Here is a 19,426-nt window from a genome sequence, read left to right as displayed (position 1 = left end):
GTCCGAGCAGAGCATCGTGCAGAGCTGCAACCACTTTCACTGCCTCCGTAAATGTGACACTTGTGACTGTTGGGACTGGGGGAACGATATACGACTCTGTAGCAGGTACATACTCGGCGTTCAGCCCAACAGGGCGCGGCACCGTCGCAGCCGGTCGAACCACCACTGGGCACGGTCCGGTGCGGCCCGAACCGCGTCGAGCATCCCGGCTTCCGGGACCACCGCTCCGACCGGAAGCACGCCGCCGGACATGCGTCGCGCGGTCGCGACGTCAGCGGTGAAGAAGCCACCGGTACCGAGTCCGCACGCGAACGGCAGCTGCGGCAACGCGCCCGCCGCGGCGAGTCCGGCGCTCATTCCGACAGCGGAATCGAGCGCGCTCGAGACGACCACCTCGACGCCGTGAGCTGCGAGTTCGTCGGCCAGGGCCAGCAGCCTGCGCACCCCGCCGAGCGGAGCAACCTTGACGACCGCGACATCGGCGCCACCGGCACGCACGACGCGCATCGGGTCCTCCGCCCTGCGGATGCTCTCGTCCGCCGCGACACGCACGTCGGGCAACCGCTTCCGGACGGCGACCAGTTCGGGCACGGTCGCGCAGGGCTGTTCCGCGTATTCGAGCGGCGCATCGACGGTGAGCGCGGTCAGCGCGGTGACGGCCTCGTCGACCGTCCAGCCACCGTTGGCGTCCACGCGAACGCGCGGCACCAGTTCACGGACCGCCCGGACCCGAGCAAGATCCTGCGCGAGATCCTGGCCCGGTTCGGCGACTTTCACCTTCGCCGTGTCGGCGCCGGGGAACCGCGCGAGCACCTCGGGAACGCGGTCCGGATCGACGGCCGGCACTGTCGCGTTGACCGGGACCACGGACCGGACCGCCGGAGGATGACCGACCCATGCGGATTCGATCGCCGAATGGAGCCAGTGCGCGGCCTCGTCGTCTTCGTATTCCGGGAACGCCCCGAACTCACCCCAGCCGACGGGTCCGCGCACCAGCAGCACCTCACGCCGGGTGATGCCCCGGAAGCGGACCCGCATGGGCAGCGACACGACGACGGCGCTCGCGAGGAGCTCGTCGGCGGACGGCAGGGCCGGATCGATCACTGCTGGCCGGGCAGAAGCTGGATCATCAGGGCCTCGGAATCGGCGAGGAGATTGCCGTCGAGGTCGCGCAGCTCGGCCTTGCAGAATGCCTTTCGGCCCTCTACCCGGTCGACCCATCCGTCGACCACGAGTTCCGTCTCGATCGGCGTGATCTTGCGGTAGTTGACGTGGAGATATCCGGTGCGTGCGATGGGCCGTCCGTTGGCGTGGATGACCATGCCGAACAGGTCGTCGAACAGCAGCGGCAGCGTCCCGCCGTGGGCGGCACCGTTTCCTCCGAGGTGAAAACGGCGGAACATGCCGCGCTCGCGGACGCCGTCCTCGCCGAACTTCTCGATCTTCCACGGCAGCAGCAGGGCACTGCCGCGGCCGGGAAGCTCGACGTTGAAGCCGGCCGGTGACCGCCCCTCGGGAACCTCGTAGGGCTCGAGGAGGTCGATGAGCGCTTCGGTCTGTGCGATCGCCCGGTCGATCACGTCGTCCGGGGCGTGGGTCGAGACCATGAGGTCCTGCAGGCGCCGGAACGTGTCGATGAAGGTGCCGTAGTTCGGGCCCGCCTTCACCGGCTCGTAGACGGGGAAACCTCCGTGGTGCTCGTAGTCGTCGGCTACGTCGTTGCCGTCGACCTCTTCGGTACCTGCGCCGGTCTGCTCGCTCATGTGATGCACGTTATCCGGCCCACGGTCGCGTCGTACGACGGCCCGGGGCTCTAAGGTGACGACGTGACCTTCGATTCCCAGTTGTGGCGCCCGGTTCCCGGGTTCGAGAACCTCACCGACATCACCTACCACCGTCATGTCACGCAGGGCACGGTCCGTGTCGCGTTCGACAGGCCGGAGGTGCGCAACGCCTTCCGGCCGCACACCGTCGACGAGCTCTACCGCGCACTCGATCACGCGCGGATGACGTCGGATGTGGGCGTCGTGCTGCTGACCGGCAACGGCCCGAGCCCCAAGGACGGTGGATGGGCGTTCTGCTCCGGCGGGGACCAGCGCATCCGTGGGCGCAGCGGATACCAGTACGCGAGCGGCGACACCGCGGACACGGTGGACAAGGCCCGCGCGGGCCGGCTCCACATCCTCGAGGTGCAGCGCCTGATCCGGTTCATGCCCAAGGTCGTGATCGCGCTCGTCAACGGCTGGGCCGCGGGCGGTGGCCACAGCCTGCACGTGACGTGCGACCTGACCCTGGCATCGCGCGAGCACGCCCGCTTCAAGCAGACGGACGCCGACGTCGGCAGCTTCGACGGCGGCTACGGCAGCGCGTATCTCGCGAAGATGGTGGGACAGAAGTTCGCCCGCGAGATCTTCTTCCTCGGCGACACCTACTCCGCCGACGACATGCATCACATGGGCGCGGTGAACCGGGTCGTCGCGCACGACGAACTCGAAAACGTCGCGCTGGAATGGGCCGAGAAGATCAATGGCAAGTCGCCGCAGGCACAGCGCATGCTCAAGTACGCGTTCAACCTCTCCGACGACGGCCTGGTCGGCCAGCAACTGTTCGCGGGGGAGGCCACCCGCCTGGCGTACATGACGGACGAGGCCGTCGAAGGCCGGGACAGCTTCCTCGAGAAGCGGGACCCGGACTGGTCCCCGTACCCCTGGTACTACTAGATCACTCGGGCGCGGCGCAGTGCTTGCCGGGCATCCAGCGGAGCGGCGATACTGTCCGAGTGGAGTCCAGGGAGCACACGGAGCTCATCGAGATGGTCCGCGGCTGGGACGAATCGATGGTCGACAACGACAGCCAGGCGATCGGCAGCTTCATGACCGACGACTGGATCATCGTCGGGCCTGACGGCAGCATCGACGGCCGCGAGCGGTTCCTGGAGCTCATAGCCTCGGGCGATCTGACGCACGACACAATGACCACTGAGGATCCCATCATCCGTGTCCTCGGGGACAGCGCGATCGTCGTGGCTCGGGGCGTCTCTGCCGGGGCGTACCGAGGCCGGCCGTTCCGCGAGCACGAGCGCTCCTCCAGCGTCTTCGTCCGCCGCGATGGGCGATGGGCGTGCGCCCTGACTCACCTGTCGAGCATCGCGCCGGAACCCTCGAGAACGACGCCGACTGAGCTCGCCCTTCGGCGAAAGCGGTTCCGAGCGGGAAGCCGCAAGGACGGCCGGACCAGGTAGCAAGACGCGAGGCGGGCACTCCCTGTTCGGGAAGTGCCCGCCTCGCGTTCGTTGCCGGGGAGCGTTACGCGGTCAAGCGCAATCGCGGCAGTACTCGCCGGAGCCGGAAGCCTTCCGGCTGTAGTGCTGGACGAGGAAGCAGATCATGCAGGTGAACTCGTCGGACTGCTTGGGCAGGACGCGGACGGTCAGTTCCTCGCCCGACAGGTCGGCTCCGGGCAGATCCAGCGACTCGAGGATCTCGGCCTCGTCCGCGTCGGCCTTCTGGGTCGGCGTCAGCGCAAGTTCGTCCAGAGCAGTTTCGGCACCGAGGACGTCGGTGGTGCGGGGGGCGTCGTAATCGGTCTTCATGGCTGTTCTCCTGGGGTCGTCCCGGTAACGGTCGTGGCGTGCGGCTTGCTCTGCCGAGCCGTGTAGGCACTGCGCTGCACCTGCCGGACATGATGTCCCGTTTGTCGGTTCGCCAAACACGCCCCCCGCGTTACCGCCGAAAGGTGTGCCGTCGGGCACACTCCGGGCCGCGGCCGACAGTTGGTCCCGGCGGGCCGGCCGTACGATCGGCGGAGGCGGTCGCGCACGATCCCGATCGGCGAAGACGAAGCACCATCACCGGAAGGCCTCGACGTGGAGATACTGAGCAGTCGCACGATCCTGCGGCCTCGCGACTACGAGGCGGCGCTGGAGTTCTACGGCGGGAAACTCCGTCTCGCGATCGCGCGGGAGTACCCCGCCGGCACTGTCTACTTCGCCGGTCAGTCGCTGATCGAGATCGCCGCCCACGGACGCGGAGATGCGGACCAGACGTTCCAGGGTGCGCTGTGGCTCCAGGTCCGCGACGTGTACGAGTGCGAGGCCGAACTCGCCCTCGCCGGGGTGCCGATCGTGCGTGAAGCGCGGCAGGAGCCGTGGGGCCTGCACGAGTTGTGGGTCGCGGATCCGGACGGAGTCCCCATCGTGCTCGTGCAGATCCCTGACGATCATCCGCTCCGGCGCGACAGCCGGACCCCCTCAACCGGCCGGTCAAACCCCTCCGGCAAGTGATCTTCACCACACCGGGGAACCGGCGGCGCCGCTCCCTGCACGTGGAGGCTTGCAGGGTGTCCGCGTTCACCTGAGCGTCGCTGTACTTTCCCCTGTCCGCTACCCCAGAATGGGAAGACGTGACCGCAGAGTTCGTTGTCCTACTGGTAGTGGTCGTCACTGCCCTCGCATTCGATTTCACGAACGGCTTCCACGACACCGGCAACGCAATGGCCACGTCCATCGCCACCGGAGCGTTGAAGCCGAAGGCGGCCGTCGCACTGTCGGCGGTCCTCAATCTGATCGGTGCGTTCCTCTCCGTCGAAGTCGCGGCCACCGTCGCCAAAGGCGTCGTCGACCTCGGTACCGTCGGCGGTGAGGACCTTCTGCTGATCGTCTTCGCCGGCCTTGTCGGCGGCATCCTGTGGAACATCGCGACGTGGCTGTTCGGCCTTCCGTCCAGTTCCTCGCACGCCCTGTTCGGCGGCCTGGTGGGTGCGGCGCTCGCCTCCATCGGCGTCAACGGCGTGGTGTGGGACGGCGTTCTCGGCAAGGTGCTCCTGCCCGCTCTGCTCGCTCCCGTCATCGCAGCCCTCGTCGCCACCGTCGGCACGTGGTCGATGCGCCGCCTGACCCGCGACATCTCCGAAGAGCGTCGCGACCGCGGATTCCGGCTGGGTCAGATCGGCACCGCGTCGCTCCTCTCGCTGGCGCACGGCACCAACGACGCCCAGAAGACGATGGGCGTGATCTTCCTGGCCCTCGTCGCTCACGGCAGCATCACCGCGGACACCGAGATGCCGTTCTGGGTGAAGTTCGCCTGCGCGGTCGCCATCGCACTGGGCACCTACCTCGGCGGCTGGCGCATCATCCGGACCCTCGGCAAGGGCCTCGTCGAGATCGCGCCGACCCAGGGACTTGCCGCGGAGTCGTCGTCTGCGGCAATCATTCTGACCTCGAGCCACTTCGGGCTTCCACTGTCCACCACGCACGTCGCGACCGGCTCGATCCTCGGCACCGGACTCGGCACCAAGGGCGCCGAAGTGCGCTGGGGTGTCGCCGGCCGCATGGTCGTCGCATGGCTGATCACGCTTCCGAGCGCCGCGCTCGTCGGTGCACTGTGCTGGGCGCTCGCACACATGATCGGGGGCCTGGGAGGCGTCCTGTTCGTCTTCACCCTCCTGTGCGGACTGTCGCTCTTCATGTGGCTGCGGTCGCGCAAGGAGCCGGTCGATGCCTCCAACGTGACGGCAGAATGGGACGGGTCGCTGGTCCCCGCCGCAACCACCCCTGAACCCGTCGTCCAGGAAGGCCGCCCGTGAATCTGCTGACCCACACCTTGGATTCCCTGTGGCAGGTCGTGCTCGTCGGCTTGTTCCTCGGAGCCGGTCTGCCCTCGCTCTTCGCACTCGGCGTCCGCTCCCTGCACGCGGGTCGTTCGTCGAGCGAGAGCGCACTGCAGCCCCTCGGCGTCGCCGGAGCGGTCGTGTGTTTCGCTGTCGTCGCCATCGCGGTGCTCTGCGGAATCCTGCTCCTGACCGCAGACTTCTTGTCGGGCACCTTCGGTATCCACGTTTTCTGACATCGCGTTTTCCCGACATCGCGTTTTCCGACACCGAGTTTCCGACATCGCGTTCCCGCATCGCAGGTTTCGGCTGGAAGGAGTGCAGTGACCTCGAACCCGGTCCTCACACATCGTGTCCGGTCCCGTGTGCTGTGCGGCCGCGTGCCGAGCAGGTCCAGATGATTCTTCCGCCGATCCTCACCTCCATCGTGGAGTGGCTCCGTGCGGGCTACCCGGACGGGGTTCCCGAGCAGGACTACGTGCCGCTTTTCGCGCTGCTGTCCCGCCGGCTGTCCGAGGAAGAGGTCGATCAGGTGGCCGGCAGGCTCGTCGACGACGGGGATCTCCCGATCGACAAGACGGACATCGCCGTTCTCATCACCAAGATCACGAACGAGATGCCGTCCGACCGCGACATCGATCGGGTGCACCGGCACCTGGGCACCGGCAACTGGGACCGGACGGACCACGACCTGTGACCGCCTCCCGCGCATGACCGCCCTGCTGACCCCGCTCGCCGTCCCCTCGGGGGATGTCGTCCGCACGCTTGTCCCGACCCTGCAACGGCTTCTCGACGGAAGTGCTCCCCCACTGCTGCCGGTTCCCGCCGGAGACGCACGCGAGACCCGGCGGCTCACCGACGCGCTGCGGCCCGGCGATCCGATCGACGAGCGGATCGGTCTCGTGGTGGCCACGTCGGGCACGACTGGAGTGCCGAAGGGCGCTCAACTCACCGTGGACGCGCTGCGAGCGAGCGGCGACGCCACACACGCTCGCCTCGGTGGCACCGGTTCGTGGCTGCTCGCTCTGCCCGCACACCACATCGCCGGAATGCAGGTGCTACTCCGTAGCGTCCTGTCCGGGACCGAGCCCACCGTCGTCGACGTCTCGCGCGGGTTCGATCCCGCCCTCCTCCCCGACGCGGTCGCCGCGATGCCCGGACCCCGCCGCTACACCTCCCTCGTTCCGACCCAGCTGGTCAAGGCTCTCGACCACTCCGGGGCACGGGCGGCGCTCGCCGATCTCGACGGCATCCTGCTCGGCGGGGCGGCCACTCCCGCGCCGGTGCTACGCCGTGCACTCGATGCCGGGCTGAAGATCGTGCGCACGTACGGGATGAGCGAGACGTGCGGCGGCTGCGTGTACGACGGCGTCCCGCTCGACGGGGTGCGGGTGCGGGTCGGCGACGATTCACGGGTCCTGCTCGGCGGGGCGACCCTCGCGTCCGGATACCGCGGGCTCCCCGATCATCCCGCGTTCGTCGAGGCAGGATGGTTCCGCACCGACGACGCCGGAGTACTCGACGGCGGGGTGCTCCGCATCCTGGGCCGGCTCGACGAAGCCATTTCGACCGGCGGCCTGACAGTGGTTCCGCAGATCGTCGAAGCGGTGCTGGCCGAGCACCCCGCGGTCCGGGAGGTCGCCGTGATCGGCCTTCCCGACGAGCGATGGGGGCAGCGGGTCACCGCGATCGTCGTGGCCGAGGACGGCGCGGTTCCCACGCTGGACTCACTGCGCGCACACACCGCGGCGTCACTCGACATCACCGCGGCGCCGCGGGAACTGCACGTCGTCGAGTCGCTGCCCGTGCGGGGTCCGGGCAAGGTCGATCGTCGCGCGCTCGTCGCCCGGTTTTCGTAGCGCCCTTCGCAGCCGCGCGACGGGGCGTGAGAACCGGCGTCGCGAAGGTGCGAAGATCGAAGCATGGCAACCGCTGGTCACTGGATCGAAGGCGCACGTCCGCGCACACTCCCCAACGCGATCGCTCCCGTCCTTGCAGGCACGGGGGCGGCCGCAGCGCTCGGTGAGGCGGTGTGGTGGAAGGCGCTCCTCGCGCTCGTCGTGGCACTCGCATTCGTGATCGGCGTCAACTTCGCGAACGACTACTCCGACGGTGTGCGCGGGACGGACGACGACCGTGTCGGCCCGGTGCGACTCGTCGGGTCGGGGCTCGTCGCCCCCGCGCTGGTCAAACGTGCGGCGTTCGTCTGCTTCGGAATCGGCGCGGTAGCCGGCATCGCACTGGCGCTGACGAGTGCATGGTGGCTGATCGTCGTCGGGGCGCTGTGCATCGCGGGCGCGTGGTTCTACACCGGCGGCCGCACCCCGTACGGCTACAACGGTCTCGGCGAAGTTGCCGTGTTCGTGTTCTTCGGTCTCGTTGCGGTGCTGGGTACGCAATTCGTGCAGGCGGGCCGCGTCGACTGGGCAGGACTCGCGTGCGCGGTGGCCGTCGGATCGTTCTCGAGCGCCGTCCTGGTGTCGAACAATCTCCGCGACATCCCGACCGATACCGTCACCGGAAAACGCACCCTCGCCGTCCGTCTGGGCGACCGCCGGACCCGAATCCTGCACCTCGTTCTCGTCACGGTGCCGTTCGTGTTGTCGGTGGCGCTCGTCGCGGCGACGCCGTGGGCGGCGGCCGGGTTGCTCGCGGCCCCGTTCGCCGTGCGCGCGAACGCGCCGGTCCGGTCCGGAGCCTCGGGGCTCGCTCTCGTTCCGGCACTGCGCGACTCGGGGCTGGCGATGCTGGTGTGGGCGGCCGCGACAGGTCTGGCACTGGCCTTCGGCTGAGTCGTCGTTCCGGGCGGCAGAACTGCCGCCCGGAACGGGCACCGTCAGTCGCGGTCGGGTACGGCCAGGCCGAGAACGAAGTTGACGAGCGAGATGATGATCGCGCCCCAGAAGGCGGACCAGAATCCGGCGATGGTCAGTCCGTAGTCGGTGAATCCGCTGAGCCATGCGGTCAGCCAGAGCATCAGCGCGTTGACGACGAGGGTGAACAGCCCGAGGGTCAGGATGACCAAGGGCAGCGACAGCATCTTCACGATCGGTTTGACCAGTGCGTTCACCGCGGTGAAGATCACCGCGAGCACGACCAGCGTGATGATCGTCCCGAGGTCGGTCTGGGACGCGCCTCCGGGTTCCGTGACACTGATGCCGGACACCAATTGAGCGGCAAGCCACAGGCCGATGGCGTTGATGATCAACCGCAGTACAAGTGAAATCATGCAGTCACTGTGGCACATCGCCTGCCACGGAGTCGCAGAGGTTTCAGGCGGCCTCGTCGAGGTGCTCGACGAGGCGTCGTCGCAGTTCGTCGCGGTGTACGTGCGCCTCGACCAGCGCGGTGGCCGACGGGTCGCCGCACCGGAGCACACCGAGCAGGAGGTGTTCGGCACGAATGACCCGTTCGTGCCGGGCGATCGCCTCTCGGAGAGACAGTTCGAGCACCTTCTTGGCGCCCTTGTCGAATGGGATGTGGCCGAACCGCCCCCAGAGATTCCCGCGTCCGGCATCCCCCGTTCCAGAAGGATCGCGGTCGAGAACACCTTCGCCGAACGTCTCCTCGAGCCGCGATTTCACCGCGCCCAGGTCGATGCCGATCGCGTCGAGTGCGGCAGCGTCGTCGGCACCGAGCGCATCGCCGGGTGCCTGTGCGGCGCAGTCGTCGCGGAGACCGTCGACCGTGAGATCCGCGTCGGCGAGCAGGTCGCGCAGAGGCTCGTCCGCGCTGACGAGGACTCCGAGCAGCAGGTGCGACGGGTGAATCCGTTGAGCCTCGAGTCGTTTCGCCTCGGATTGCGCGGCGACCACCGCGGACCGGGCACTGTCTGCGAACTTTTCGAACACGACGATCACCTGCGCTTCCGGTTGTGCTTCTGGTGGACGGCCTGTCTGCTCACTTCGAGTTCGTCGGCGATGGCCTGCCAGGACCAGCCCTGATTCCTCGCGTTCTCCACCTGGACCGTCTCGAGTCGCTCGAGCAGTCGCCGGAGCGCGCGGACCGCGCGAAGGCCCACTGCCGGGTCGGGGCTCGCGGCAGATGCCGCCAGGTCGGTGGTTTCGGTCATGCTGTCAATGTAGGTTGACAACTGTGGCGACGTCAATAGATGTTGACAAACAGAGACCCTCGACAGGGGTCAGTCGGGTATGCCGGGACTCCACAGTCCGGTGGCTGCGAACTTCTCGAGCACAGCCGTCGACTCCGCCAGGTCGATCGACTCGGCCGCGAGCCAGTCGTCGGAGAAGTACGTGTCGCTGTACCGCTCGCCGCCGTCGCACAGCAGCGTCACCACGCTCCCCCGGCGGCCGTCGGCGAGCATGTCCGCGACCAGCCCGAAGGCACCCCACAGATTGGTCCCCGTCGACCCGCCGACGCGCCGGCCGAGCGCCTCGCTCGCGTGCCGCATCGCGGCGATCGACGCCGCGTCCGGAACCCGGATCATGCGGTCCACGACCTCCGGGACGAACGACGGTTCCACCCGCGGCCGGCCGATCCCCTCGATACGGGACGGCATTCCGGTGGTGTAGTCGGCCGAACCGCTCTCGTAGCCGCCGAAGAACGCCGAGTTCTCCGGGTCGACCACCGCGAGACGGGTCCGGTGACGGCGATACCGGATGAAGCGACCCAGCGTCGCGCTCGTTCCTCCGGTGCCGGCGCCGACCACGATCCAGTCCGGCACCGGGTGCTGCTCGAGCCGCATCTGCGAGTAGATGCTTTCGGCGATGTTGTTGTTCCCGCGCCAGTCGGTCACACGCTCGGCGTTCGTGAACTGGTCCATGAAGCACCCACCGAGTTCGTCGGCGAGACGTCGTGCCTCGCTGTACATCTCGGACGGCCGGTCGGTGTAGTGGCAGCGGCCACCGTGCGCCTCGATCAGCGCGACCTTGGCCGGGGATGTCGTGCGCGGCACGACCGCGACGAAGGCGAGACCGAGAAGCTTCGCGAAATACGCCTCGCTGACCGCGGTGGACCCGGACGACGCCTCGACGATCGGGGTGTCCCGGGTGATCCACCCGTTGCACAGGCCGTACAGGAACAGCGACCGTGCGAGACGGTGCTTGAGACTGCCGGTGATGTGCGTCGACTCGTCCTTGAGATACAGCTGCACGCCCCATTCGGGGGGAAGAGGGTAGCGGAGCAGATGGGTGTCGGCACTCCGCTGCGCGTCCGCTTCGATCAGCCGGACGGCATTGTCGACCCAGTCACGCGGCTCGCTGCGGTCGACGACCGCGGCACCCACGTCGGTCACCGGCGGCCTTCACCGCGCAGCCGGTTCTCCAGATCTGCGCGATCGGTCCGGCGGCGCTCGTCGACGGCAGCGATGCCCTCGTTGACGCGACGGCGGAGCGTTTTGAACAGCACCAGCGAGACCGGGAGCGCGATGAGCACTGCGAACAGCGCGGCCACCAGCAGCGGGATCTCGACACCGAAGACACGCGGCACGTAGATGATCAGCAGCGCGAGCACGACGACGAGTCCGAGCCGCGCGAGGGAGTACAGCGCCACATCGCGAACGAGGGTGCCCGTGCTGCCGGAAGCACGCACGGCGCCCTTCGCGGGCGTTGTGTGTGAAATGCCCTCGGAGCGGCTATCCGAGGAGGAGTCTTGTTCCGGGGAGTCGTTCCGGCGTTCGTCGTTCACCCTTCCAGGGTAACTGTCGGCGCGGTACGGGCACGGGACACCGACCCCTGAGGCTTGGCCGCTCGTCCGTTTTGTCTATTACTTCCGCTTTACCAACGGCTGACCGTTCGAGCAACCAGGGGTTCCGGTGCAACCATGTCACTGGACAACACGATCGAATACCTCGATCAAGGCAATCCAACCGGGAGGATTTCAAGATGAGTGCACCCACTTTCAACGGCGCCAAAGAATCCCTGCTCACTCCGGGCCAGGTGGCAGCCCTGTTCCATGTGGACCCGAAGACGGTCACCCGGTGGGCTCACGCAGGTCGACTGGGGTCACTCCGGACACCAGGCGGCCACCGTCGATTCCGCGAGTCCGAAGTGCTCACGCTCCTTCGGTCCCTGACGACCGAAGCCACACGCTGATCACGCGCCGCTGAAACTCCGCAGGGCTTGCTCCGCAGCGGACCCGACCGCTGCCCGCGCCTGCGGTGAACGCACCACCACCCGGACCCGACCCGTTACCGGTCACACCCGTCCCAACGGGCACAACTCCGGGGCGCATAGACTGTGGGAACGTAGGACGCCGGCACCGGATCCCCCCGACGGTGCCGTCCACGGCTAGGAGGTGCGTAGTGCTCTACCTGTTGGCCCTCATCGGCGCGGTGACACTGGCCGTTTTGCTGTGGAAGGCATACGGGCCCAATTCCGGAAAGCCGCCCACCCGGGTCGTCGGTCCCGACGACGACCCCGAGTTCCTCTGGAAGGTCGACCGCGAAGTACGACGCCGTCCGCCTGACGACACGGCGCGACCCGACCCGGACAGTGGCGATACCGGGAAGTGAGGTTCCCGGTCGCCGGAACACCGGACGCACCGACGATCCTGCGAGATAGACCCCACGTCACGAACAACGACGTCACGAAGACACGCATTCACGGCTTTCTGCTGCGGCCGGAACCCGTGCCCGACTCGGCGAAACCGGCCGCGACGTCCGCGGCCAGGCCCAGCAGTGCCCGCCGCGTGCCTTCCTGCAACCGGCCGAGATCGATCTCCGCGCCCTCTTCCAGATGCGGATCGAACGGCAGGACGTGCACCGCGCGGCAACGCTGCGCGAAATGTCCCACGAGCCGGTCGAGATCGACCTTTCCCGAGCGCGGCCGTACCGCATTGACTACCGCGAGGGATTGCGAGACGAGATCCCGGTATCCGTGCGCCTCGAGCCAGTCGAGCGTCGCCGATGCGCTCTGCGCGCCGTCCACCGACCCCGAACTGATGACGATCAGCGTGTCCGCGTTTCCCAGGATCGAGCGCATCGCCGAATGCATGAGTCCGGTTCCGCAATCCGTGAGAACGATGCTGTAGAAACGCTCGAGCACGGCGAGAGTGCGCTCGTAGTCCTCCCCGCTGAACGCTTCCGAGACCGCCGGGTCGGTGTCCGACGCGAGCACTTCGAGGCGATGCGAGTTCTGCGACATGTACTCCCGGACGTCCGCGTAGGTATCGAGCCGCTGCTCGTCACGCAGGAGAGTCCGGACCGTTGCGGTGGTCTCGGCGGCGATCTTCTGGCTGAGGGTTCCCCGGTCCGGGTTCGCGTCGACAGCGACGACCCGGTCACCGCGAAGCGCCGCGAAGGTCGACCCGAGAGTGACCGTCGTGGTCGTTTTGCCGACCCCTCCCTTGAGACTCAGCAGCGCGATCCGGGAGCACCCGTGCGACGGCGTGCGCACTTTGTCGACGAGGTCGCGACGGCGTTGCTCCCGTGCGCTGTCACCGATGGTCAGCAGGCCACCGCTCGCGTGGAACACCGCACGACGCCATCCCCGGCGCGGCGGCGAGGCCACCGGGCGAACCAGTAGCGACGCGTCGAGGTCTCGTGCAGTCGGCTGCCCCGCCCCCGGTAGCTGCGTTCCGTCCCCCTGCGTTCCGTCCCCCATCGCCTACTCCCCCCCGCTGTTCGCCTGCGACGGCGCGACGATAGCAGGGGTCAGTTCAGTCCGGCGTACGAGTGCAGGCCCGAGACGACCATGTTGATGATGAACAGGTTGAACAGCATCGCGACGAAGCCCGCGACGTTGATCCAGGCCGCGCGGGTGTTGCGCCAGCCCGACGTGGCGCGTGCGTGGAGGTACGCGGCGTAGATGACCCAGGTGATGAACGAGACGGTTTCCTTCGGGTCCCAGCCCCAGAACCGGCCCCACGCCGCTTCGGCCCAGATCGCGCCGAGAATGATGCCGGCGCCGAACAACGGGAAACCGATGATCGTGGTGCGGTAGGCGAGCCGGTCGAGGATCTGGGCATCGGGAAGACGCTGTGCCATCGCAGCGAAGAACCCGCTCGACGCTTCGCCCTTGGGGTAACGGATGCGCAGCAGGAACAGCAGGCTCGCGACACCCGAGACGAGGAAGATGCCGCTGCCGACACTGATGATCGTGACGTGGATGGGGAGCCAGAACGACCGCAGCGCGGGCACGACGGGCGCGGCGTCTGCGTAGAGCACGGTGGCCGCGAGGAACATGAGGATGAGCACCGGAACCAGCACGTACACCCACATGATGCGGTAGGACGGCTTGCGGAGCATCACCAGGCCGAAGACGATCGCCGCGGTGCACGCCATCGCCACGAACTCGTACATGTTGCCGAGTGGGAACCGTTCCGTGGCGAATCCGCGCAACACGATGGACGCGATCTGGAGAGCGGCGACGACCACGACCAGCGCGCGCCCCATGTTGCCCAGGCGCTGCGACAGCGTCCGGCCGTTCGTCTCGGTGACCCGGCCCGGTCCGTCGGCCGGAACGCTGCTGCCCGACGCGACGAGCACCCGCTCGCGCTCGGCGACAGCGTCGGCGCGGTGCGTCGCATATTCGGCGACCAGCAGGATCAGTGCCAGTACCAGCACCGCGAACGCCGACTCGAAGGCCCAGTCGCTGTACTGCGCGAGGGTGTCGTTGAGTGTCATGCCTTTTTCTCCTGTGCCGCCGGGGCGGAGGCGATGTCGTCGTGTGAAGTGCCGACGTGCGTGGGGGACTGTCCGAGAAGTCGCTCGACCAGATGGTCGAACTCGTCGCCCCACCCGGCCTGATCGGTGCGCGCGAGCCCACCGACCTCTACTACGGTTCGTCGTTTACCGTCTGTCACTGTACCGGCCGGATACACCCGAACCCATACCCTGCGTCGTTTCACGACGAGGGAGACCAGCAGACCCGCCATCATCGTGATCGCCGCGACCAGCACCCACTGCTGTGCCGGGTCGTGCGAGACCTGCAGGTTCACGAAGTCGACGGCACCGTCGAAACGCACCTGCGTGCCGTCCGCCAGCGTCACGCTCTCCCCCGGCATGAGGTTCACGCGGTCCTGCTTGACGAGGCGGCCCTGGTTGATCAGTTCCTTGTTGAGCGAGAACAACGACTGGGGACTGCCCGTGTCGAGGCCGGCTTCACCCTTGTAGACGTCGATCGCGACCGCGGGGTCGAGCATCGCGGGAAACACCGACGACAACAGCGTCCCGTGGAAGGAGGCCGTCGGGGCGAACAGACCCTCGATCGCGATCTGGTTCTTCCGGCGCTCGTCCTGCTCGGTGAACATGTCGCCGGGCGGGTCGAATCGCATCGCGCCACTGCTGAGGAAGGTCGTCGCGTCCTCGGGCGCCCACTGCAGCGTCTCGGTGCGGGTCTCGCCGTTCGGCCAGGTGACGGTGAACGTGGGCGCGTAACCGTGTCCCTGCAGGTACACGCGGTCGCTGCCGACGCGCAGTGGGTGGTTGACCTTCAGTTGGGCGTCGCGCCAGGTGTCGGTCGCGAGGTCGTCGCCGTACTGGTACTCGATGTTCGACGTGAACATCTCGGCCTGGCCGGTGTCGAGGTAGTCGGCCGAGAAATCGTTGACGCGCAGGCACATCGGGTTCAGGCCCGTGCCGTCGAGGTTCACGCCGGCGATGAACGAGTCGAACGCCGCGGGTGACGTCGTGCAGAATTCTTCGCCGTTCGCGACCACGATTCGCTGCCCCTCGTAACCGAGCAACTTGCCGATCGCGACGGCCGCGAGCAACGCGACGAGCGAGATGTGGAAGACCAGGTTTCCCACTTCCCGCAGGTAGCCCTTCTCCGCCGAGAGGGTCAGCTCGCCGTCGTGAGCGCGAGGTCCGCCCTCCCGACGCTCGACCTTCCACCCACGCAACTGCCCGCGTACCCGGTCGAGCACCGCGTCGGGCGCGTCGTCCACGGTGGTCTCGACGTGGTGCGGCAGACGCGCGAAGTTTCGGGGCGCCGGTACCGGCGGGGTGCGCAGCGCCCGGTAGTGCGCGACGCAGCGCGGCAGAATGCAGCCGACGAGAGAGACGAACAGCAGCACGTAGATCGCGGTGAACCAGAAGCTGCCGAACACGTCGAAGAGTTCGAGCCTGTCCATGAGCGGCCCGAGGGTCGGACGGGCACTGATGTACTCGTCGACCTTGCCCGCATTGAGACTGCGCTGCGGCAGAAGGGCGCCCGGGATCGCGGCGAGCGCGAGCAGGAACAACAGCACCAGCGCCGTGCGCATGGAGGTCAGGCCGCGCCAGGTGTTGCGTACGAGAGCGAACGCCCTCCCGGCGGGGGTCTGCCGCGGCGGTCGCTGCGGGGCAGGAGCGGGCGTGTCTGTGGCGGTCATACTGGCAAGATCACTTCCGAGATGAAGGCGTCCCGAACCCAGGACACGAACAGGTCCCATGCCCCGGTGACGAGAGCGATTCCGACGACCATGAGCAGGACGCCGCCGACGATTTGCACGGTACGCGCGTGCGTACGCAACCAGCCCACGCCGCGCAGCGCTTTGGCGGAGCCGAGCGCGAGCACGATGAACGGCAGGCCGAGGCCGAGGCAGTAGGCCACGATGAGGGTCACTCCGCGCGCAGCGGTGGTGCCTTCGGTGCCGGCCGCGAGCGAGATGACGCCGGCCAGCGTCGGGCCGAGGCACGGGGTCCAGCCGAGTGCGAAGACCGCGCCCAGCAGCGGAGCACCGGCCAGGCTCGAGATGCGCCGGGGCTCGGGACGCGTATCGCGTTGCAGGGCCGGAATGAGCCCGATGAACACCAGTCCCATGACGATCGTGACGACGCCGCCGATGCGCATGAGCAGTTCTCTGTTGACGGCGAGCGCCGAGATCGCCCCGAAGACCGACGCCGTCGCGAGCACGAAGACGACGGTGAATCCCGCGACGAACAGCGCGGCCGCACCGGCGACGCGCAGACGGCCGTCGTCACGGACCTTGGTGGTGCGCGCTCCGGCCTGATCCGCGGTGACGGCCGGTGCCTCGGCGCCGACGACGCCCGCGAGATACGACAGGTATCCGGGGACGAGGGGAACAACGCACGGGGAGGCGAACGAGACGAGGCCCGCAAGCATGCACGCGCCGACGGCGAGCAGCAGCGGACCGGAGAGCGCCGTGTTCTGGAAGGTGTCGCCGACTCCGGAGGCAAGCACCGCCTCCGCAGTCCCCGACATCAGCATTCCCGCGCCCGCTGCCCCGCTCACGATCTACCCCTCGTCCGCTTCGGCTGCGACGCGTTCCACGACCGGTTGCAGGTCGCTTGCGAGCAGTTCGGTGAGGAAGACGGCGGCGACCCGGTGGTCGCGGTCGAGGACCACGGTGGTGGGCACGACCGACGTCGGATAGTTGCGTCCGAGCGCCAGGAGCGACCGCATCGACGGGTCGTAGATCGACGGGTAGCCGACCTGCTGCGACACGACGAAGTCCTGCGCCTTGTCGCGCTGGTTGTCGCGGACGTTGATGCCCAGGAACTCGACTCCCAGATCCTTGGTCTGCTCGTAGACCTCTTCGAGATCGTCGGCCTCGCTACGGCAGGGTGCACACCACTGGCCCCAGACGTTGAGCACGACGACCTGTCCCGCGAAGTCCTCGAGGGAAATCGTGGCGCCCTCGTTCATGAGGTCGTCACCGGTCAGCTCACCGAGGGTGCCGCGCTCGGAAGGCGGATCGTAGAAGATGCGGGTCTGCCCACCGGGCGACACGAAGTCGAACGTACCGCCGGTCGCGACGGCATCGTCTCCGGTCGCACACGAGGTGAGCAGCCCGGCACTCAGCAGTACCGCGCACACCACCCCGAACACTTTTCTCATGCGCCGTGCACGTTCGGGTCGGAGGCACCGGCCGGCTCGGAGTAGACGAGGTCGACCAGGGTGTCGCCTTCGTAGACGAGCGAGGTGAGCGATGCGAGGCTGCACTGACGGTGGCGCGGGTCGTGCCACAGCCGCTCGCCCTCGAGGAAGCGGCGCAGCGTCCACACCGGGAGCTGGTGGCTCACGCAGACGGCCTCGTGACCGGCTGCGGCGACGCGCGCGGCGTTGACCGCGGCGAGCATGCGGTGCGCGATCTGCAGGTACGGCTCGCCCCACGACGGGGTGAACGGGTCGCGGAGTTTCCACCAGTGCCGGGGCCGGCCCAGCGCACCGTCGCCCACCGACACCTTGAGGCCCTCGAAGTCGTTGGCGGCTTCGATCAGGTTCTCGTCTGTGCGGATGGTGAGGCCGTGCTTCTCCGCGATGGGCGCGGCGGTCTGCTGTGCACGCTCGAGCGGCGAGGCGACGACGTGCGCGATGTCGTGGTCGGCGAGGGAAGCCGCAACGGCCCGGGCTTGCGCTTCACCGGTCGCCGACAGCTGGAATCCGGGGAGGCGGCCGTACAGGATGCCGTCGGGATTGTGCACCTCACCGTGCCGGAGCACGTGCACGATGGTGCGGGTCTCGGACGGGGCGGCTTCGGTCACGTGAGTATTCCTCGGGGTGATGGGCGGAGCGAACGGATCAGGACGGGCAGGTCGTCTACGGGGCAGGTCAGGGCGCGGTCGCGGCGGCGGCTGCGCGGGCCGCGTGCGGAAGGGCATCGGCGATCCGCGAGAACGCGGCGTCGTCGAGGGCGGCGGACACGAACCAGGTCTCGAATGCACTCGGCGGCGCGTACACGCCATGGTCGAGCAACGCGTGGAAGAAGGCGGGGAAACGCCAGGTCTGGGCAGCCTTGGCCTGGTCGTAATTCGTGACCGGGTCCTCGGTGAAGAAGACGCTGAGCATGGTGCCGGCGTTCTGGATCCGGTGCGGCACGCCCTCGGCGCTCAGGGACTCGCCGAGAAGGCGGCCGAGCGTCGCGGCATTGCGGTCGAGCGCGGCGTAGACCTCGGCGTCGGCGGCGCGCAGGCTCGCGAGCCCGGCGGCGACGGCCACGGGGTTACCGGACAGGGTGCCGGCCTGGTACACCGCACCCGCGGGGGCGAGGTGCGCCATCACGTCGGCGCGACCGCCGAACGCGGCGGCGGGCAACCCGCCGCTCATCACCTTGCCGAACGTCATCAGGTCACCGGCGACCCCGTCGATGCCGTACCAGCCCGTGGCACTCGCACGGAATCCGGTCATGACCTCGTCCATGATCAGCAGCGCGCCGTGCTCACGGGTGAGCGCCTTCAGTCCCTCGTTGAATCCGGGCACCGGCGGCACCGTGCCCATGTTTCCGGCGGCAGCCTCGGTGATGACCGCGGCGATCTCGCCGGGATTCGCCTCGAACGCCGCGCGTACGGCGTCGAGGTCGTTGTAGGGCACCACCAGCGTGTCGCCCGCCTGCGCCCCGGTCACACCCGGGGAGGTGGGCAGCCCGAACGTGGCGAGCCCCGATCCGGCATCCGCGAGCAACGCGTCCACGTGACCGTGATAACAGCCGGAGAACTTCACAATCTTGGACCGTCCGGTGAATCCACGCGCAAGACGTACCGCGCTCATGGTCGCTTCGGTGCCGGAGTTGACGAGCCGTACCTGCTCGACGGGAGCAATTCGAGCGACGATTTCTTCGGCGAGTTCGACCTCGCCGTCCGTGGGCGCGCCGAACGACAGGCCCGACGTAGCGGCCGTGCGGACCGCGTCGACGACGGCGGGATGCGCGTGCCCCAGAATCATCGGACCCCAGGAACACACCAGGTCGACGTAGGTATTTCCGTCCACATCGGTGAGCGTGCATCCCGAGCCCGAAGCGATGAAGCGGGGCGTGCCGCCGACCGATCCGAACGCCCGGACCGGAGAGTTCACACCCCCGGGAGTGACCTTCGATGCCCGTCGGAAGAGTGCGGCGGATCGGGTGTCGCGGTCGGGCGCAGCATCGGGAGTCGCAGTCACGACTTCCAGTGTCCCAGTTTCGCCGGATTTGCCAAAAA

General features: G+C 68.1%; 25 protein-coding genes. 10 read left to right on the top strand and 15 right to left on the bottom strand.

Features of this window, described 5'->3' with window-relative positions; translation table 11 throughout:
- Positions 1-120 precede the first annotated feature (120 nt).
- On the bottom strand, positions 121-1,104 hold the full coding sequence (locus tag ACLQ3J_RS07170) for an o-succinylbenzoate synthase (protein WP_425902682.1): 984 nt from the start codon (positions 1,102-1,104) through the stop codon (positions 121-123).
- Positions 1,101-1,763, bottom strand: a complete 663-nt coding sequence (locus tag ACLQ3J_RS07165; protein ID WP_169619475.1) for a PaaI family thioesterase — start codon at positions 1,761-1,763, stop codon at positions 1,101-1,103. Before ACLQ3J_RS07165 ends, ACLQ3J_RS07170 begins: the two co-directional genes overlap by 4 nt.
- Before the next feature lie 63 nt (positions 1,764-1,826).
- Between ACLQ3J_RS07165 and ACLQ3J_RS07160 the strand changes: the two genes are divergently transcribed.
- Complete coding sequence (locus ACLQ3J_RS07160) at positions 1,827-2,720, top strand: 1,4-dihydroxy-2-naphthoyl-CoA synthase (protein WP_169619472.1); 894 nt, start codon at positions 1,827-1,829, stop codon at positions 2,718-2,720.
- A gap of 59 nt (positions 2,721-2,779) precedes the next feature.
- Positions 2,780-3,241 carry a nuclear transport factor 2 family protein gene (locus ACLQ3J_RS07155; RefSeq protein WP_425902681.1) on the top strand — a complete coding sequence of 154 codons (462 nt, stop codon included), beginning with the start codon at positions 2,780-2,782 and terminating at the stop codon, positions 3,239-3,241.
- 72 nt (positions 3,242-3,313) lie between these two features.
- Here the strand turns inward: ACLQ3J_RS07155 and ACLQ3J_RS07150 are convergent, their stop codons facing one another.
- Entirely contained in the window at positions 3,314-3,592 is a 279-nt protein-coding gene (locus tag ACLQ3J_RS07150; protein ID WP_425902680.1) for a DUF4193 domain-containing protein, read from the bottom strand.
- A 273-nt stretch (positions 3,593-3,865) separates the two neighbouring features.
- On the opposite strand from ACLQ3J_RS07150, the gene ACLQ3J_RS07145 reads away from it, so the two are divergent.
- The 6 genes from ACLQ3J_RS07145 (at position 3,866) to ACLQ3J_RS07120 (ending at position 8,399) form a co-directional block, all read left to right on the top strand.
- Positions 3,866-4,282, top strand: coding sequence for a VOC family protein (locus ACLQ3J_RS07145; RefSeq protein ID WP_169651262.1), 417 nt, complete (start codon positions 3,866-3,868; stop codon positions 4,280-4,282).
- Between the two features lie 119 nt (positions 4,283-4,401).
- Positions 4,402-5,583, top strand: coding sequence for an inorganic phosphate transporter (locus ACLQ3J_RS07140; RefSeq protein ID WP_169619464.1), 1,182 nt, complete (start codon positions 4,402-4,404; stop codon positions 5,581-5,583).
- Complete coding sequence (locus ACLQ3J_RS07135; RefSeq protein WP_169619462.1) at positions 5,580-5,843, top strand: hypothetical protein; 264 nt, start codon at positions 5,580-5,582, stop codon at positions 5,841-5,843. Before ACLQ3J_RS07140 ends, ACLQ3J_RS07135 begins: the two co-directional genes overlap by 4 nt.
- Positions 5,844-6,004: 161 nt before the next feature.
- Positions 6,005-6,304 (top strand): DUF3349 domain-containing protein, encoded by a 300-nt coding sequence (locus ACLQ3J_RS07130; protein WP_169619460.1) that lies wholly within the window; start codon positions 6,005-6,007, stop codon positions 6,302-6,304.
- Between the two features lie 13 nt (positions 6,305-6,317).
- Positions 6,318-7,466 (top strand): o-succinylbenzoate--CoA ligase, encoded by a 1,149-nt coding sequence (gene menE / locus ACLQ3J_RS07125; RefSeq protein WP_425902678.1) that lies wholly within the window; start codon positions 6,318-6,320, stop codon positions 7,464-7,466.
- 63 nt (positions 7,467-7,529) lie between these two features.
- Positions 7,530-8,399: a 1,4-dihydroxy-2-naphthoate polyprenyltransferase gene (locus tag ACLQ3J_RS07120; protein WP_169619456.1), complete on the top strand. Its 870-nt coding sequence runs from the start codon at positions 7,530-7,532 to the stop codon at positions 8,397-8,399.
- 44 nt (positions 8,400-8,443) lie between these two features.
- On the opposite strand, the gene ACLQ3J_RS07115 is transcribed toward ACLQ3J_RS07120, so the two are convergent.
- From ACLQ3J_RS07115 to ACLQ3J_RS07095, 5 genes are all read right to left on the bottom strand, one after another.
- Positions 8,444-8,836: a phage holin family protein gene (locus tag ACLQ3J_RS07115; RefSeq protein ID WP_169619454.1), complete on the bottom strand. Its 393-nt coding sequence runs from the start codon at positions 8,834-8,836 to the stop codon at positions 8,444-8,446.
- Positions 8,837-8,879: 43 nt separating this feature from the next.
- Positions 8,880-9,458 (bottom strand): Clp protease N-terminal domain-containing protein, encoded by a 579-nt coding sequence (locus ACLQ3J_RS07110; RefSeq protein ID WP_296549457.1) that lies wholly within the window; start codon positions 9,456-9,458, stop codon positions 8,880-8,882.
- A 5-nt stretch (positions 9,459-9,463) separates the two neighbouring features.
- Entirely contained in the window at positions 9,464-9,679 is a 216-nt protein-coding gene (locus tag ACLQ3J_RS07105) for a helix-turn-helix domain-containing protein (protein WP_378608263.1), read from the bottom strand.
- A 69-nt stretch (positions 9,680-9,748) separates the two neighbouring features.
- Positions 9,749-10,852, bottom strand: coding sequence for a PLP-dependent cysteine synthase family protein (locus ACLQ3J_RS07100; protein ID WP_425902761.1), 1,104 nt, complete (start codon positions 10,850-10,852; stop codon positions 9,749-9,751).
- 5 nt (positions 10,853-10,857) lie between these two features.
- A complete protein-coding gene (locus ACLQ3J_RS07095) occupies positions 10,858-11,187 on the bottom strand; it encodes a DUF4229 domain-containing protein (protein ID WP_169619618.1) in 330 nt (109 codons plus the stop codon).
- A 263-nt stretch (positions 11,188-11,450) separates the two neighbouring features.
- On the opposite strand from ACLQ3J_RS07095, the gene ACLQ3J_RS07090 reads away from it, so the two are divergent.
- Positions 11,451-11,660: a BldC family transcriptional regulator gene (locus ACLQ3J_RS07090; protein ID WP_072704338.1), complete on the top strand. Its 210-nt coding sequence runs from the start codon at positions 11,451-11,453 to the stop codon at positions 11,658-11,660.
- Positions 11,661-11,869: 209 nt separating this feature from the next.
- Positions 11,870-12,079: a hypothetical protein gene (locus ACLQ3J_RS07085; protein WP_296549454.1), complete on the top strand. Its 210-nt coding sequence runs from the start codon at positions 11,870-11,872 to the stop codon at positions 12,077-12,079.
- An 88-nt stretch (positions 12,080-12,167) separates the two neighbouring features.
- On the opposite strand, the gene ACLQ3J_RS07080 is transcribed toward ACLQ3J_RS07085, so the two are convergent.
- The 7 genes from ACLQ3J_RS07080 to hemL all read right to left on the bottom strand — a co-directional run bounded on the left by ACLQ3J_RS07080 (position 12,168) and on the right by hemL (position 19,388).
- Positions 12,168-13,169, bottom strand: a complete 1,002-nt coding sequence (locus tag ACLQ3J_RS07080) for a MinD/ParA family ATP-binding protein (RefSeq protein WP_169619444.1) — start codon at positions 13,167-13,169, stop codon at positions 12,168-12,170.
- A gap of 50 nt (positions 13,170-13,219) precedes the next feature.
- Positions 13,220-14,191, bottom strand: coding sequence for a c-type cytochrome biogenesis protein CcsB (gene ccsB, locus ACLQ3J_RS07075; RefSeq protein ID WP_296549453.1), 972 nt, complete (start codon positions 14,189-14,191; stop codon positions 13,220-13,222).
- On the bottom strand, positions 14,188-15,879 hold the full coding sequence (gene resB, locus ACLQ3J_RS07070; RefSeq protein WP_169619439.1) for a cytochrome c biogenesis protein ResB: 1,692 nt from the start codon (positions 15,877-15,879) through the stop codon (positions 14,188-14,190). The genes ccsB and resB overlap by 4 nt, the downstream gene beginning before the upstream one ends.
- Positions 15,876-16,712 (bottom strand): cytochrome c biogenesis CcdA family protein, encoded by an 837-nt coding sequence (locus ACLQ3J_RS07065; RefSeq protein WP_378528551.1) that lies wholly within the window; start codon positions 16,710-16,712, stop codon positions 15,876-15,878. The genes resB and ACLQ3J_RS07065 overlap by 4 nt, the downstream gene beginning before the upstream one ends.
- Positions 16,713-16,745: 33 nt before the next feature.
- Positions 16,746-17,348: a TlpA disulfide reductase family protein gene (locus ACLQ3J_RS07060; protein ID WP_169651270.1), complete on the bottom strand. Its 603-nt coding sequence runs from the start codon at positions 17,346-17,348 to the stop codon at positions 16,746-16,748.
- Complete coding sequence (locus ACLQ3J_RS07055; protein WP_169619435.1) at positions 17,345-17,995, bottom strand: histidine phosphatase family protein; 651 nt, start codon at positions 17,993-17,995, stop codon at positions 17,345-17,347. Before ACLQ3J_RS07055 ends, ACLQ3J_RS07060 begins: the two co-directional genes overlap by 4 nt.
- 67 nt (positions 17,996-18,062) lie before the next feature.
- The gene (gene hemL, locus ACLQ3J_RS07050) at positions 18,063-19,388 is read right to left on the bottom strand and encodes a glutamate-1-semialdehyde 2,1-aminomutase (protein ID WP_169619433.1); all 1,326 of its coding nucleotides are present in this window, start codon (positions 19,386-19,388) and stop codon (positions 18,063-18,065) included.
- Positions 19,389-19,426: the final 38 nt, after the last annotated feature.

Source organism: Rhodococcus sp. DT1 (assembly GCF_049844875.1).
Lineage (GTDB): Bacteria > Actinomycetota > Actinomycetes > Mycobacteriales > Mycobacteriaceae > Rhodococcus.
The sequence above is the reverse complement of the archived record's forward strand: the minus strand, read 5'-3'. Positions and strand labels throughout refer to the sequence as shown.